Source organism: Thioclava nitratireducens (assembly GCF_001940525.2).
GTDB lineage: Bacteria > Pseudomonadota > Alphaproteobacteria > Rhodobacterales > Rhodobacteraceae > Thioclava > Thioclava nitratireducens.
In genome coordinates, this window is the sequence record NZ_CP019437.1 from 3,497,324 (window position 1) to 3,512,064 (window position 14,741).

Here is a 14,741-nt window from a genome sequence, read left to right on the forward strand (position 1 = left end):
GCCGTCGATGTCTGTCCCAACGCGGCACGCGCAGCATTCCGTCGCGAATCTCACACACCCGTGATAGACCCGCCGGACTTTCCATCCGCTCCGGCTGCCGCCATACTGCCCGGCAAACGGGCGGAGAGAGACCGCCACAAGGGAGAGCGCAATGCAGTCGCATGACGAATATCACGATGACCGCCCGCTGGGCCGCTCGATCGGGCGAGGCCTGCGCTGTCTCTGTCCGGCCTGCGGCAAGGGGCGGATCTTGCACAGCTATCTCAAGGTGCGCGACACTTGCCCGTCCTGCGGCGAGGACCTCTCGCACCAGCGCGCCGATGACGGCCCGGCCTATCTGACGATCCTGATCGTGGGCCATCTCGCGATCCCGATGATGGCGGCCTATTTCATCGCTTTCCGTCCCGGCCCGTGGGAGATGATCTGGATTTTCGGCATCGGGTCGATGGTGCTCTCGGCGATCCTGTTGCCGCTGATGAAAGGGATGCTGGTAGGCATCCAATGGTCGCGCCGGATGCATGGTTTCGGCGAGGGCGAGATCGTTCATGACTGACACCAAGCCCTCGGAGGACAAAACTGCGCTGCGCGATGCGGCGAGCGTGATCGTCCTGCGCCGTGACGGGACGACAGCTCCTCGTGTGCTAATGGGTCAGCGCGGCGCTGGGGCCGCGTTCATGCCTTCGAAATACGTCTTTCCGGGCGGTGCGCTCGACGCTACCGATTGGGAGGTGCCCTTCGCGTCTCCGCTGCCCGCGCCCGATCATGCGCGGCTCGAGGCCGATGCGCCCGAAGGGATCGGTGCGGCCCTCGCCGCCGCCGCCCTCCGCGAGTTGTGGGAAGAGACCGGGCTCGTGCTGGGCGAGAAAAACGCCTGGCCCGGCGCGGTGCCCGCCGATTGGCAGGGCTTTGCCGATCTGGGCTTTCTGCCCTCGGCGGCCGATCTGCGTTTCGTGTTCCGCGCGATCACGCCGCCAGGCCGTCCGCGCCGCTTCGATGCACGGTTTTTCCTCATCGACGCGGACGCAATCCAAGGCGATCTCGACGATTTCTCGCGGGCCTGCGACGAGCTCTCGCATCTGCATTGGGTGCCCCTGCCGGAGGCGCGCGCGCTGAACCTACCGTTCATCACCGAAGTCGTGCTGGCCGAGATCGCGGCGCTGATCACCACCGATCACGCGCTTGGCGCGCCGCATTCGGTGCCGTTCTTCGATAATCGTGGATCGCGATCGGAGTTCCGGCGGATCGGGCTCTAACGCCCCGCCAGCACAATCACGATCAGCGACACCACGACGAGCGCGATGCCCACCCCTTCGCGCTTGTGCAGCCGCTCGTGGAAGACCAGCGCCGAGGCAAGCAGCGTGAAGACGATCTCCACCTGTCCCAGCGCGCGCACGAAAGCCGCGTTTTGCAGCGAGAAGGCAGTGAACCAGCCCGCCGAGCCCAGAACGCCGGTGATCCCCACGAGCACCGTGCGCCGCCACGCGCCGAACACGCGGGTCAATTCGCCCGGCTCGCGCAACCGCAGATACAGCCCCATGCCGAGCGATTGCGCGAAGGTCGCGCAGGCCAGCGCGACGATGGCGCGAGCGAAGAAGTCGAGCGGCTCAAGCTCCAGCGTCGCGCCGCGATAGAAGATCGAGGACAGGCCGAACAGCGCCCCTGCCCCCACGCCGTAAAGCGCCGCACGCGGGTTGAAGCCGCCTTCGGGCGGCTTGGTCAGGAACAGCACCCCCGCCAACCCGATCGCAATTCCGATCCAGCCGATGGGTCCGACGAACTCGCCAAGGATGATCGCGGAGAACAGGGCGACCTGCACCGTTTCGGTCTTGGTGAAGGCCACGCCCACCGCGAAGTTGCGCAAGCCGAACAGCGCGACCGTCAGGAAGGTCGCCGCCACCTGCGCCGCGCCGCCCGCTATGACGAAACCCCAGAAAGGGCCACTTAGATGCGGCCATGGCGTGGCGGTCGCCGCCAGAAAGCCCAGCGCCGTCACCGCCGCGAGCGGGAAGCCGAACAGGAAGCGTGAAAACGTCGCGCCACCGACCGAGAGTTGCGCTCCCGCCAACAGCTTTTGCAGCATGAATCGGATGGTCTGCACGGCGGCCGCGAACAGCGTCACCCAAACCCAGAGATGCGCCGGCGCGTCGGTCACTTGCCGACCCGCGTCATGTCATAGCCGTTGAAGTCCATGACGTCGCGCGCCGCCTTGATCAGATCGGGCCGGGGCGGGGTCTGCCGCGACAGGATCATCCCCCAACGGCCCGACGGCGTGCCGAGCACAGCCACCCGATAATCGAAATCGACCCAGAGCACCCAGATCGGCTCACCGCCGAACGCGTCCTTCGCCAGAAGCCGCCCGCCCGGTCCGGTGAGCGTGACCGTCTCGTCGACGGCAGCCGGTGTAATTGCGCAATTCGTGCCGCGCAGGCGATAGGCACTCTTGCCGTCCCAAGCCCAGTTCTGCGTGCCAGTGCAACCCGGAACCCCGCTTTCGACCACATGCCATTCGCCGCCGAACCGCTCCGGATCGAACAGCGAGGCCGAAGAGATCAGCGCCCCCCGCTTGCGGAGCGAGGCGGTCTCCGGCTGAGGCCCACAGCCCGCGAGGGTCAGCGCGAGCATGCCGCCCAGTGCGGCGATCTTCGCCCAGCTCATTGCACGCATAGTTGCATCGGGTAGCCCGCCTCGCTCATCACGTCGTTACAGCCCAGAAGCGGTGTTACCGGAGCGCAGGTCTTGGAGCGCGCGAGGCATTCGCCCTCGCATTCGCTGCCCGCCTGGCAGCTCTTGCCGCTATCGGAGGTCATCTTCACGCAGATGAACGCCCCGTCGCGCGCGACCCAGTTGCCGCCGCGCGCGACGCATTCGAATTTACCGGCATCGATCTTTTCCTGCCCGACCAGCGGCAGCTGCTCTGCCGTATCGCCCCCGTCCGTGGTGCCGAAAGGCTTGCAGGCCGCGAGGGCGAGTGCGGCACCCAGAAGGATCGACGCCGCCCGCATCAATAGGGCATCGGGTAGTGCTTATGGAGCTCCGCGATCTTGTCGAGCAGCTCCTTCGGCAGTTCCACCCCTTCCGCGTCGAGGTTAGGTTTGAGCTGGTCGACCGAAGTCGCGCCGACGATCGGGATCACCGGGAAGGGACGGCTCATCACCCAGGCGATCGCCATCGTGACCGGGTGCAGGTCGAACTCCTTGGCGAGCGCCACATAGCGGTCCGCGATCTCGAAAGCGCGCGGATTGGCCCGCCCGCCGAGATTGTTGACCAGCGACCGACGGGTATTCTCGGGGATCACGTCGCCGGAATATTTGCCCGTCAGGATACCGGCCGCGAGCGGCGAATAGGCCAGCAGCGTCACCTTCTCCTGTTGGCCGAGCTCGCCGAGATCGAGATCATAATAGCGGCACATCAGCGAATACTCGTTCTGGATCGACTCGACGCGCGGCCCCTTACCCGCCGCAGCCAGTGCCAGCCATTGCGCGGTGCCCCAGGCGCTCTCGTTCGACAGACCGAATTCGCGGATCTTGCCTTCCTGGCGCAGCGCCTCGAGCGTCTCCAGACAGGCGCTCATATCGTCGAGCACCTCCTGCTTCGAGGGCTGCTTCGACGGATCGAAGCGCCACGTCTTGCGGAAGTGATAGGAGCCGCGATTGGGCCAGTGGAACTGGTAGAGGTCGATGTAATCCGTCTGCAGCCGGGTCAGCGAGTCCGTCACAGCCTGCCGGATCCGGGTCGGGCTGATTACCGGGCCTCCCTCGATCGCGTGCGAGCCTTCGCCGGTGATCTTCGTCGCCACCACGAGATCGTCGCGCTTGCCGCGCTTGGCCAGATAAGTGCCCACGATCTGCTCGGTCCGGCCCAAAGTCTCGGCCTTGACCGGGTTCACCGGATACATTTCCGCGGTGTCGAGGAAATTGATCCCGCGGTCGAGCGCGAAGTCGATCTGATCGTGGCCCTCGGCCTCGGTGTTCTGGCTGCCCCAAGTCATCGTTCCGAGGCATATCTCGGACACCATGATCCCGCTTTGACCAAGTTCCAGCTTGCGCATTCCCGCGCCCCCTCTGTCATTTGATGTTGCGCGGACCCTGCCACCGGGCCGCGGGAAGGTAAAGGCCCCTGACCCGCTCGTTACTCGACCCGATCCAGGTAGTCGGCGTAGCCCTCGGCCTCCATGTCTTCATAGGGCACGAAGCGCAGCGAGGCGGAGTTGATGCAGTAGCGCAGACCGCCCTGATCGCGCGGCCCGTCGGGGAACACATGGCCCAGATGGCTGTCGCCATGTTTCGAGCGCACCTCGACGCGCGTCATCCCGTGGCTGGTATCGGTCAGCTCCACGACATGATCGTCGATCAAGGGCTTGGTGAAGGACGGCCAGCCGCAGCCCGCGTTGTATTTGGTCGAGGAGGCGAAAAGCGGCTCGCCCGAGACCACGTCGACATAGATGCCCTTGGCGGAGTGGTCGTCATATTCGCCCGTGAAGGGGCGCTCGGTGCCGTTTTGTTGCGTGACGCGGTATTGCTCGGGGGTGAGTTTCGCGATCGCGTCGTCGGATTTCTGCCATTTGCTCATGATGGGTCTCCCTTTCGCGCCTGATCTAGGCGGCGGCGGCCGCGAGAAAAGCCCTGCCGCCGCGTTTCACTCGCATGTTTTACGGCGCGCGCCTACCATCCGGATCAGGAGGAGTTTGCCATGACCACGCCCGATCCCCGCGCCGATCTGCCCACCCATCACGTCGAGAACCAGCCGCCCGCGCGCGGCGACGTCGATTTGTTCGGCGCGGATGCGCCTCTGCGCGAGGCCGTCGCGCGGGCGGGCGGTCAGACAGATACGCTCTCGGATTACGGCCGGACCCTCGGCACGACCGAGATGCGCGAAGCCGGGCGCGACGCGAACCGCTACCTGCCGGAGCTGCGGCTGTTCGACATGGGTGGACGACGGCTTGACGAAGTGCGCTTTCACCCCGCCTATCATCGCTTCATGGAGGCTGGAATCGGCGCGGGCTACGCCGCGCTGCCGTGGGAAGGCGCGAAGGGCGGCCACCCCACCCACGCCGCGATGGTCTATCTCGCGAGCCAGGTCGAGCCCGGCAGCTGCTGTCCGATGACGATGACCTATGCCGCGGTGCCCGCGCTCGAGGCCACGCCCGAGATCGCCGCGATCTGGCGCCCGAAACTGACCGCGCGCAGCTACGATCCGCGCGTGCTGCCGGTGGGCGAGAAGACCGGCGCGACGCTCGGCATGGCGATGACCGAGAAGCAGGGCGGCTCGGACGTGCGCGCGAACACCACCCGCGCCGAGCCGGCGGACGGGCATTGGCGGCTGACCGGCCACAAGTGGTTCTGCTCCGCGCCGATGTCGGACGGGTTCCTGACGCTGGCGCAGACCGACAAGGGACTGAGTTGTTTCCTCGTCCCGCGCTGGCTGGAAGGCGAGCGCAACGCGATCCGAATCCAGCGGCTGAAGGACAAGCTGGGCAATCGCTCCAACGCGTCCTCCGAGATCGAATATGAGGGCGCGTTGGCCCATCTTCTGGGCGAGGAAGGCAGGGGCGTCGCCACGATCATCGAGATGGTGCATCACACCCGACTCGACACCGCGCTCGCGCCTGCGGGGCTGATGCGCGCGGCGATCTCCGAGGCGCATCACTGGGCGACGCATCGCGCCGCCTTCCAACGGCGCCTGATCGACCAGCCGCTGATGCGCGCGGTGCTGGCCGACCTGACGCTGGATTGGGAAGGCGCGCTGACGCTGGGGATGCGCGTCGCGCAGGCCTTCGACAGCGCCCGCCCCGAGGATCGCGCCTTCGCCCGGATCGGCGTGGCGCTGGCGAAATATTACGGCAACAAACGCTGCCCCGTGGTGACCTACGAGGCGATGGAGGTGCTGGGCGGCATCGGCTACGTCGAGGACACGCCGATGCCGATGCTCTACCGCGAGGCCCCGCTGAACGGCATCTGGGAAGGCTCGGGCAACGTGATCTGTCTCGACATCCTGCGGACCCTCGCGAAAGAGCCGCTGGCGGCGGAGATGCTGAGCGCGGAGCTGGACGCGGCGCGCGGCACCGATCCGCGCTATGACGCGGCGCTGGCCGATCACCTCGCCCGCTGGCCTGCGCTCCCACCCGAGGCCGAGGTGCGCTGGTTCGCGGAACGGCTCGCGCTGCTCCTGACCGCGTCGCTGCTGATCCGAAATGCACCTGCTGCGGTGAATGACGCCTTCGTCGCGACGCGGCTTGCGGGCGAGGGGGGCCGGACCACCGGCGCGATGGCGGGCAGCGATGTCTCTGCTATCCTGGACCGGATCGCTGGCTGAGACTGCGGAAGCCTCCGGCGGGGATATTTGGATCAAGGAGAAGGAGGGGCGCGATGAGCGAAGACCGATATCTGATCCGGGCCGATGAGATCGCGGCGATGGAGGGGCTGGCCAAGACGCATTTCCTCAACCCGAATGCTCGGCGGATCAACAAGAGCCTTGGCGATGCGACGGGGCTGACCGGGATCGGGGTGCATATCATCGAAGTGGAGCCCGGCTGCGAGACCACCGAGTTTCACCGCCACCACCACGAGGACGAGGCGATCTTCGTGCTCAGCGGCGAGGCGACCGCGCGGATCGGCGAAGAGCGTCACGCGATCGGGCCGGGCGATTTCATCGGCTACCGCGCGGGCGGCGCGGCCCATACGATCGAGAATACCGGATCGGAGATGTTGCGGCTGCTCGTGGTGGGCCAGCGCCTACCCCATGACGTGGGCGACTATCCTGACAAGGCCAAGCGGCTCTACCGCAATGCGGGGATGCCGTGGCAGATCGTGGATGTCGACGCGATCACGGAGGTCAAGGCGGGGGCGAAGAAGTGACGCCCCCAGCCGAGGTTCACGCGTTGAACAGGAAGTGCAGCACGTCGCCGTCTTTGACTTCGTAGGTCTTGCCCTCGACGCGGAACTTGCCGGCCTCTTTCGCGCCCGCTTCGCCCTTGTTGGCGACGTAGTCGTCGTAGGAGACCGTCTCGGCGCGGATGAAGCCGCGTTCGAAATCGCCGTGGATGACGCCCGCCGCCGCCGGGGCCAGCGTGCCCTTGCGGATCGTCCAGGCGCGGGCTTCTTTCGGGCCGACGGTGAAATAGGTCTGCAGGCCCAGCAGGTCGTAGCCCGCGCGGATCAGGCGGTCGAGACCGGCCTCTTCCAGCCCCATCTCTTCGAGGAACATCTCGGCTTCCTCGGCGTCGAGCTGCGAGATTTCCTCTTCGATCTTGGCCGAGATCACCACGGTGCCCGCGCCCTGCTCGGCGGCCATCTTGGCGACCGCTTCCGATTTCGAGTTGCCGGTCGCGGCGGAGCCTTCCTCGACATTGCAGACATAGAGAACCGGCTTGGCGGTCAGCAGCTGCAGCATGTTCCACGCCTTGCGGTCGTCCTCGGACACCTCGACGGTTCGCGCGGGGCGACCGGCTTCCAGCGCCTCTTTCGCCTGCTCCAGAAGGCGCATCGCTTCCTTGGCTTCCTTGTCGCCGGATTTCACCTTGCGGGCGAGGTTCGCGATACGCTTCTCGAGGCTTTCGAGATCGGCGATCATCAGTTCGGTCTCGATGGTTTCGGCATCGGCCACCGGATCGACGCGGCCCTCCACATGGGTCACGTCGCCGTCTTCAAAGCAGCGCAGCACATGGGCGATCGCATCGACTTCGCGGATATTGGCGAGGAACTGGTTGCCCAGCCCCTCCCCTTTCGAGGCGCCTTTCACGAGGCCGGCGATATCGACGAAGGTCATACGGGTCGGGATGATCTCTTTCGAGCCTGCAATCTGGGCCAGCGTGTCGATCCGCTCATCGGGAACGGCCACTTCGCCGACATTCGGTTCGATCGTGCAGAAGGGAAAATTCGCCGCCTGCGCGGCCGCCGTCTTGGTCAGCGCGTTGAAGAGGGTGGATTTACCCACGTTCGGCAGACCCACGATACCCATCTTGAAACCCATTTCGCCCTCCTGTTTGTGGCTGCGCGCTTCTTATTCATTGGCCGCCCCCGGTGCAAGCGCGCGCGAGGGCCGGAATCGTGATAGGCTGGCCTTCGTGTTCAGGGAGGTGACCGCGATGAGTTTCGAACCCTACATCCACTTTCAAGGAAACTGCGAAGAGGCGATGCGTTTCTATGCCGACCTCTTCGGCACCGAGCCCCCCTTGCTCATGCGTTATGGCGACATGCCCGAGGCCAGCGAAGGCATGAGCGATAGCGGCAAGGCGCGGATCATGCATGCGCTGATCAAGCTCGGAGATGGCGCGCTGATGGCATCGGATTGGCCCGAGGGTCGCGATCGTCCGCAAAGCTCGGTTTCGATCTCGCATGTCTCGGACAGCCGGGAGGCCGCGAAGGCGATCTTCGAGCGGCTGATGGATGGGGCCGAGGAGGTCATGATGCCTTTCGACGACACGTTCTGGGCCGACGGGTTCGGAATGCTGCGTGACCGTTTCGGAACGGCGTGGATGATCAACGGCCCCTCGAAGATGTAGGCGCGGTCCGTCGCCGCAGTATGCGCGGGCCGTCGTGGCATTCGATCACGCGCGCGAGGCATTGATTTTCCCGCCCTCTTCGCGCAAACCGCTTCGGGACCAGCCGGAGGGACGCCATGACTCGCATCGACGCCAAATTCGCCAGCCTCAAGGAAGAGGGCAAGAAAGCCTTCGTCTCTTATATCATGGCGGGCGACCCGGATCTGGAAACCTCGCTCGAGGTGATGAAAGGCCTGCCGGCGGCAGGCGTCGACATCATCGAGCTGGGCGTACCCTTCACCGATCCGATGGCCGACGGTCCGACGATCCAGCTGGCGGGGCAGCGCGCGCTCGACGGCGGGCAAACGCTGCAGAAGACGCTCGACATGGCGGCGGAATTCCGCAAGACCGACGACACCACGCCGATCGTGCTGATGGGCTATTACAACCCGATCTATTCGCGCGGCGTGGATCGCTTCCTCGAAGATGCGAAGGCCGCGGGCATCGACGGGCTGATCGTGGTCGACCTGCCGCCGGAAGAGGATGAGGAGCTTTGCATCCCCGCGCAGGCTGCCGGGATCAACTTCATCCGCCTAGCGACGCCGACGACCGACGACAAGCGCCTGCCCAAGGTTCTGCAGAACACGTCCGGTTTTGTCTATTACGTCTCGGTGACGGGGATTACCGGCTCTCAGGCCGCGCAGGCGACCGAGGTCGGCCCGGAAGTCGCACGGATCAAGGCCAAGACCGATCTGCCGGTGATCGTTGGTTTCGGCATCACGACGCCCGAGGCGGCCGAGACCATCGCGGGCGTGGCCGATGGCTGCGTCGTGGGCTCGGCCATCGTGAAAGAGATCGCCGAGGGCAAGCCGGTGGCCGAGGTTCTGGACTTCGTGAAAGGCCTCGCGGGCGGCGCGCACTCGGCGTAAGTCGCCGCGCCGCGACTGGCTCAGGGCTTCATGCGATAGCCAATGCGCAGCCAGTACCAGCCGAGTCCCAGAACCACGATCAGCGCCACGCCGATCACCGCCAGACCGTGCCACGGTGACGCATCGGACACGCCCAAAAATCCGAAGCGGGCCATGTCGATCAGGTAGAAGACCGGATTGTAATGGGTCAGGATCTGGAAGGCCGGCGGCAACGCCTTGGCCGAGTAGAAGGTTCCCGACAGGAACGACAGCGGCGTGATGATGAAGTTGGTTATCGCCGCCATCTGGTCGAACTTGTCGGCAAACACCGCCGCCAGAATGCCCAGCCCGCCAAGGAAGGCAGCGCCGAAGACGACTGCGGCCAGCGCCCAGAGCGGATGTGCGACACCCTGCCCCAGCACGACAAACAGCCCGATCCAGATCACGACCGCCACGATCAGCGCGCGCGCTACCGCGCCGGTCAGATACCCCACGAGGATTTCCCACGGCGCAAGCGGCGGCATCAGCGTGTCGACGATATTGCCCTGCACCTTCGCGATCACGATCGAGCTGGACGTATTGGCAAAGGCGTTTTGGATCACCGTCATCATCAGGATGCCCGGCGCAATGAAATGCAGAAAATCGACGCCGAGCACGTCGGCCCGATTGCGCCCGAAGGCCAGCGCGAAGACGGTCAGGAACAGCCCGGCGGTGATCAGCGGCGCCAACACCGTCTGCTGCCAGACCGCGAGAAAGCGGCGAATCTCGCGCCAGCCCAACATCCGCAGGCCCATCCAGTTTACCGCGCCAAAACGGCGCACACCGATCTCGTACATCCTGATACTCCCGTTGTTGACCGCTCCCTACACGCTCGCGGCCCGCAGCTCAACGCAGCGAGCGCACAGCCGGTTTCCCGCTTGCGCACGCGCCCGAACCGCCTCGTAGCCCTTGAAAAGCGGGCCCCGCGATTGTATCTCTGCGCTCTCCCGCTAAAATAGGGATTGAAACTGGAATGGCCTGCAAGACGGACTTGCAGGAAACCAAGGAAGGATGCCCATGTCCTGGACCGATGAACGCGTCGAATTGCTCAAGAAGATGTGGACCGAAGGCCAATCGGCCAGCCAGATCGCGAAAGAGCTGGGCGGTGTGACGCGCAACGCGGTGATCGGCAAGGTGCATCGCCTCGGCCTGTCGAACCGCACCGGCGGCGCAGCAGAGCCCGCGAAACCCGAGCCGAAAGCCAAGCCCGAGAAGGTCGAGGCGAAACCCGAGAAGCCCGCCGCGCAGCCCGCGGCCGAGGCGCCGGACCCCAAACCTGCCGCGAAACCGGCGAGCCCCGCGCCCGCTCAGGCCGCAGCCCCTTCGGCCGCGCCCGCACGCAAGGCGATCATCCCCGCCGGCCAGCCGCTGCCGCCGCAGCCGTCGGCCAACGAGATCGACCCGGCCGCGCTGGCCAAGGTCGGCGAGGTCGAGAAACACGCCAAGAAGCTTGGCCTGATGGAGCTGACCGAGCGCACTTGCAAATGGCCGATCGGCGACCCTGCGACCGAGGAATTCTGGTTCTGCGGCCTGCCGAGCCAATCCGGTAAGCCTTATTGCGAGGCCCATGTCGGCGTCGCCTTCCAGCCGATGAGCTCGCGCCGCGACCGTCGCCGCTGAGGCCGCTTCCCCCGTGATATCGAAGGGCGCCCCGCGAGGCGCCCTTTTCTTTTGAACCGGTCACACACGCCGCAATCCCGCCGCCCCAACCGACGCTGCCTCGATGCGAGGGGCTTTTCGGGGCGCCCTGCAAAGGCTATATCGCGCGCCATGAGCACGAACCCTCCGAACCTGCGTCCCGATCTCGCGCCCCGCGCGCGCATCACGGATGCCCCCCGCCCCGGTCAGCCGCTGATCGGGATGGTCTCGCTTGGCTGTCCGAAAGCGCTGGTCGACAGCGAACGCATCCTGACGCGACTGCGCGCCGAGGGCTACGCGATCTCGCCCGATTACGCGGGCGCGGATGCTGTCATCGTGAACACCTGCGGTTTTCTCGACAGCGCCAAGGCGGAAAGCCTCGAGGCGATCGGCGAGGCGCTGAACGAGAACGGTCGGGTCATCGTAACTGGCTGCCTCGGTGCCGAGCCCGAATATATCACCGGCACGCACCCGTCCGTGCTCGCAGTGACCGGGCCGCATCAATACGAGCAGGTTCTCGACGCGGTCCATGCGGCCGTGCCGCCCGATCCCGATCCCTTCGTCGACCTTCTGCCCGCCGCGGGCGTGAAGCTGACGCCGCGCCATTACAGCTATCTCAAGATTTCCGAGGGCTGTAACCACAAGTGCAAGTTCTGCATCATCCCTGACATGCGCGGCCGCCTCGTCAGTCGTCCGGCCCATGCGATCGTCCGCGAGGCCGAGAAGCTGGTCGGTGCGGGCGTGCGCGAATTGCTGGTGATCTCGCAGGACACCTCCGCTTACGGCGTCGATATCAAACATGCCGAAGAGCGGGGCCACCGCGCGCATATCACCGATCTCGCCCGCGATCTGGGGTCGCTCGGCGCATGGGTGCGGCTGCATTACGTCTATCCCTACCCGCATGTGCGCAATCTGATCCCGCTGATGGCGGAAGCACAGGAGAACGGTGGCGGCGTGCTGCCTTACCTCGACATCCCGTTCCAGCACGCCCATCCGGACGTGCTCAAGCGGATGGCACGGCCCGCGGCCTCGGCCAAGACGCTCGACGAGATCGCGGCATGGCGCGCGGCTTGCCCGGATATCACGCTGCGCTCGACCTTCATCGTCGGCTATCCCGGCGAGACCGAGGACGAGTTCCAGTACCTGCTCGACTGGATGGACGAGGCGAAGCTCGATCGCGTCGGCTGCTTCCAGTACGAGAATGTCGAGGGCGCGCGCTCCAACACCCTCCCCGATCATGTGCCCGACGAGGTCAAGCAGGACCGCTGGAACCGCTTCATGGAGAAGGCGCAGGCGATTTCCGATGCGAAGCTGCAGGCAAAGGTGGGCTCCGTGCAGCAGGTGATCGTGGATGCTGTCGATGCCGAAGGCGCCACTTGCCGTACCAAGGCAGATGCTCCCGAGATCGACGGCAACCTCTTCATCGATGAGGATTTCGAGAATCTCAACCCCGGTGATATCGTGACGGTCGAGGTCGACGAGGCCTCGGAATACGATCTCTGGGGACGACTCGTTTGATCCGCATTTTCGCCCTGTCCGCCTTGCTTTTCGGCCTGCTCCCGCTCGCGGCGCAGGCTGGCGAGTGCGCCATCGATGCCGCGCAGGGGCGAGAGATCGCGCAGGCAACCTCGCAACAGCGACAGGCGCAGGGCCTCAACGCGCTCGCGATGGACCCGCAATTGACACAGGCAGCCGCGGCACAGGGCTGCGACATGGCCCGGCGCGGCTTCTTTGCCCACACGGGCTCCGACGGGTCGACCCCACTCACGCGCGCGGAGCGCGCGGGCTTTCACGCCTGCCTGATCGCCGAGAATGTTGCGATGGGCCAACGCGATCCGGGCGAGACCTTCGACGCCTGGATGAAGTCGTCCGGCCATCGCCGCAACATCCTGCTACGCGGCGTGACGCGGATCGGCGTGGCGGTCGTCCCCAAGCGCGACGGCAAGGGCTCGTGGTACGTGATGGTGCTCGCCAAGCCCTGCTGAGACGCTCAGGTTATCCCTTCGGTGTCGATATGGATGACCTCGCCGCAATGCTTGCAATGGACCGCATCGGCATCGTGCAGTTTCAGCCCGCAGGTCGGGCATTCGTGACGCACCTTCGTTGGCCGGAACAGAACCTGAGCGAGCCGCAGGAACAGCGTCACCCCGAAGATCATGATCGCGACCGAGATCATCCGCCCCCATTCGCCCTTGGGGGTGATGTCGCCGAAGCCCGTCGTCGTCAGCGTGGTGACGGTGAAATAGAGCGCGTCGGCGTAATTTTTGATCTCCGGGTTGATCCGCACCTGCGTCGAATAGATCAGCCCGGTCATGACGAAGAGGAAAACCAGAAGGTTGATCGCCGCGACGATAATCTCTTCGTGGTGCCGGAATAGAGAGAAATCCGCCCGCAGCCGGGCGAGCAATTGGTAGGTGTGCAACAGCCGCAGCGTCCGCAGGATTCGCAGAAAGCCCAACCCCTGCCCCGCGATCGGCGCAAGGAAGGAGCCGATCGCGATCAGGTCCGCCCAGGTCGGCGCGCGGGTCCAGAACCGCACCTTCTCGCCCGAGATCGCGTAACGGGCGAGGAAATCCGCTACGATCACGACGCCGATCACGGCATCGATCGCGCCTATGGTGCTGGAATGCGGAAAGAACGAGGTCACGATGACGAAGACGATCGTCAAGAGGTCGAAAATCAGAAGCCCGTAGCGGAAGACATGCGCCCGGTGGCTCTCGCCCTCGTAATAATGCCTTAGCGTTTCGAGCATGTTCTCTCCCATAGGTCCCGCTCAGGGATACAGGCTTTGACCGCCCTGTCAAAGCGCATGAAAAAGGCGGCCCTGAAGGACCGCCCCTTTCGTCAAGTCAGGCGATGTCAGGTCAGGAAGCCTTCGGCGCGAAGTGCATCGTCGTGGGTTGCGACGAAGCGCCTTGGGTCACGATGAAATGGGCGTCGCCATAGTTGCCGCGCTGCACGTCATGCTGGATGCGCTGAAGCTGGGCAACGGTGTAGTTGTCGGGGTTGAGCCCAAGCTGCGAAGCCATCTGGGTCTTGCCCGGCGTGGTCTTGCCGAGGCCGGGACCGCCCGGATGCCGGTCCGCGTGGCTGCGGTAGTAGGCCAGCTTGGCAGTATCGCCCTTGCGCGCTGCGTGGAGCATTTTCTGCAACTCTCCCACCGAATATTGCGTGGGATCGACATTGTTGAGACCGGCGAAGGTTTGCAACTCTGCGGCAACTTGCGCTCTGCCCTGATTGGTCGCGTTGACGACCATCGATGACCCTTGGGTTTGCGGCGTCATCGAAGGCGCGATGACACCCAGGTCCGAATTATTGTCAGGCCCGTTATAGGTCGTGGCGGCCGAAGCGAGTCCGGCGGAGCCTGCCGTGAGGGCGAGCGCTGCGATAGCAGTAGTCAGAAGATTGCGGGTCATGATGAAATCCTTTCATCAGCAGGTTGATTTTCCGCGGCACCGTCTGGCGCCGATGACCCCGACTTATGAACCCAATCATCGCACAAAAGGCCGTTTCGGCCCGCTCCCATGTTTACTCAAACACATATACACAGGGAACTCTCGCCCGTTCCAGACGCCGTGAAGTATTTGGAATACATGTGAAAACCAATTTTATCGAAAGAAAATGACAGGTTCGCACAAATAGAAACGGCCCCCGCGAGGGAGCCGTTTTCGGTCAGA

The 14,741-nt window shown here is 65.0% G+C and carries 18 protein-coding genes; 9 read left to right on the forward strand and 9 right to left on the reverse strand.

What is annotated here, in order from left to right:
• Positions 1-151: 151 nt before the first annotated feature.
• Together BMG03_RS16680 and BMG03_RS16685 are read left to right on the forward strand one after the other, a co-directional pair.
• Positions 152-553 carry a DUF983 domain-containing protein gene (locus BMG03_RS16680; protein ID WP_075774041.1) on the forward strand — a complete coding sequence of 134 codons (402 nt, stop codon included), beginning with the start codon at positions 152-154 and terminating at the stop codon, positions 551-553.
• Positions 546-1,253 (forward strand): NUDIX hydrolase, encoded by a 708-nt coding sequence (locus BMG03_RS16685; RefSeq protein ID WP_075774040.1) that lies wholly within the window; start codon positions 546-548, stop codon positions 1,251-1,253. The genes BMG03_RS16680 and BMG03_RS16685 overlap by 8 nt, the downstream gene beginning before the upstream one ends.
• On the opposite strand, the gene BMG03_RS16690 is transcribed toward BMG03_RS16685, so the two are convergent.
• From BMG03_RS16690 to msrB, 5 genes are all read right to left on the reverse strand, one after another.
• Positions 1,250-2,152, reverse strand: a complete 903-nt coding sequence (locus BMG03_RS16690) for a DMT family transporter (RefSeq protein WP_244270963.1) — start codon at positions 2,150-2,152, stop codon at positions 1,250-1,252. The genes BMG03_RS16685 and BMG03_RS16690 overlap by 4 nt on opposite strands.
• Complete coding sequence (locus tag BMG03_RS16695; protein WP_157771604.1) at positions 2,149-2,664, reverse strand: lipocalin family protein; 516 nt, start codon at positions 2,662-2,664, stop codon at positions 2,149-2,151. The genes BMG03_RS16690 and BMG03_RS16695 overlap by 4 nt, the downstream gene beginning before the upstream one ends.
• The gene (locus BMG03_RS16700; protein ID WP_075774039.1) at positions 2,652-3,002 is read right to left on the reverse strand and encodes a hypothetical protein; all 351 of its coding nucleotides are present in this window, start codon (positions 3,000-3,002) and stop codon (positions 2,652-2,654) included. Before BMG03_RS16700 ends, BMG03_RS16695 begins: the two co-directional genes overlap by 13 nt.
• Positions 3,002-4,048 carry an aldo/keto reductase gene (locus tag BMG03_RS16705; RefSeq protein ID WP_075774038.1) on the reverse strand — a complete coding sequence of 349 codons (1,047 nt, stop codon included), beginning with the start codon at positions 4,046-4,048 and terminating at the stop codon, positions 3,002-3,004. Before BMG03_RS16705 ends, BMG03_RS16700 begins: the two co-directional genes overlap by 1 nt.
• A gap of 80 nt (positions 4,049-4,128) precedes the next feature.
• Entirely contained in the window at positions 4,129-4,569 is a 441-nt protein-coding gene (gene msrB, locus BMG03_RS16710; RefSeq protein WP_075774037.1) for a peptide-methionine (R)-S-oxide reductase MsrB, read from the reverse strand.
• A 120-nt stretch (positions 4,570-4,689) separates the two neighbouring features.
• Between msrB and BMG03_RS16715 the strand changes: the two genes are divergently transcribed.
• Positions 4,690-6,312 (forward strand): acyl-CoA dehydrogenase family protein, encoded by a 1,623-nt coding sequence (locus BMG03_RS16715; protein WP_075774036.1) that lies wholly within the window; start codon positions 4,690-4,692, stop codon positions 6,310-6,312.
• 53 nt (positions 6,313-6,365) lie between these two features.
• Positions 6,366-6,854, forward strand: coding sequence for a cupin domain-containing protein (locus BMG03_RS16720; RefSeq protein ID WP_075774035.1), 489 nt, complete (start codon positions 6,366-6,368; stop codon positions 6,852-6,854).
• Positions 6,855-6,870: 16 nt separating this feature from the next.
• On the opposite strand, the gene ychF is transcribed toward BMG03_RS16720, so the two are convergent.
• On the reverse strand, positions 6,871-7,968 hold the full coding sequence (ychF, locus tag BMG03_RS16725; RefSeq protein WP_075774034.1) for a redox-regulated ATPase YchF: 1,098 nt from the start codon (positions 7,966-7,968) through the stop codon (positions 6,871-6,873).
• A gap of 115 nt (positions 7,969-8,083) precedes the next feature.
• Between ychF and BMG03_RS16730 the strand changes: the two genes are divergently transcribed.
• Together BMG03_RS16730 and trpA are read left to right on the forward strand one after the other, a co-directional pair.
• Positions 8,084-8,500, forward strand: a complete 417-nt coding sequence (locus BMG03_RS16730) for a VOC family protein (protein ID WP_075774033.1) — start codon at positions 8,084-8,086, stop codon at positions 8,498-8,500.
• A gap of 116 nt (positions 8,501-8,616) precedes the next feature.
• Positions 8,617-9,408, forward strand: coding sequence for a tryptophan synthase subunit alpha (gene trpA, locus BMG03_RS16735; protein WP_075774032.1), 792 nt, complete (start codon positions 8,617-8,619; stop codon positions 9,406-9,408).
• Between the two features lie 20 nt (positions 9,409-9,428).
• Here trpA and BMG03_RS16740 read toward each other — a convergent pair whose 3' ends face one another.
• Positions 9,429-10,223, reverse strand: a complete 795-nt coding sequence (locus BMG03_RS16740; RefSeq protein ID WP_075774031.1) for an ABC transporter permease — start codon at positions 10,221-10,223, stop codon at positions 9,429-9,431.
• A 220-nt stretch (positions 10,224-10,443) separates the two neighbouring features.
• Here BMG03_RS16740 and BMG03_RS16745 point away from each other — a divergent pair, with 220 nt between their 5' ends.
• The 3 genes from BMG03_RS16745 to BMG03_RS16755 all read left to right on the forward strand — a co-directional run bounded on the left by BMG03_RS16745 (position 10,444) and on the right by BMG03_RS16755 (position 13,049).
• A complete protein-coding gene (locus tag BMG03_RS16745; RefSeq protein ID WP_075774030.1) occupies positions 10,444-11,046 on the forward strand; it encodes a GcrA family cell cycle regulator in 603 nt (200 codons plus the stop codon).
• Positions 11,047-11,196: 150 nt separating this feature from the next.
• Positions 11,197-12,582 (forward strand): 30S ribosomal protein S12 methylthiotransferase RimO, encoded by a 1,386-nt coding sequence (gene rimO / locus BMG03_RS16750; protein ID WP_075774029.1) that lies wholly within the window; start codon positions 11,197-11,199, stop codon positions 12,580-12,582.
• Complete coding sequence (locus BMG03_RS16755; RefSeq protein WP_077701309.1) at positions 12,579-13,049, forward strand: CAP domain-containing protein; 471 nt, start codon at positions 12,579-12,581, stop codon at positions 13,047-13,049. The genes rimO and BMG03_RS16755 overlap by 4 nt, the downstream gene beginning before the upstream one ends.
• Positions 13,050-13,054: 5 nt before the next feature.
• Here BMG03_RS16755 and BMG03_RS16760 read toward each other — a convergent pair whose 3' ends face one another.
• Together BMG03_RS16760 and BMG03_RS16765 are read right to left on the reverse strand one after the other, a co-directional pair.
• On the reverse strand, positions 13,055-13,816 hold the full coding sequence (locus BMG03_RS16760; protein WP_075774027.1) for an ion channel: 762 nt from the start codon (positions 13,814-13,816) through the stop codon (positions 13,055-13,057).
• Positions 13,817-13,928: 112 nt separating this feature from the next.
• Entirely contained in the window at positions 13,929-14,480 is a 552-nt protein-coding gene (locus BMG03_RS16765) for a hypothetical protein (protein WP_075774026.1), read from the reverse strand.
• Positions 14,481-14,741 lie beyond the last annotated feature (261 nt).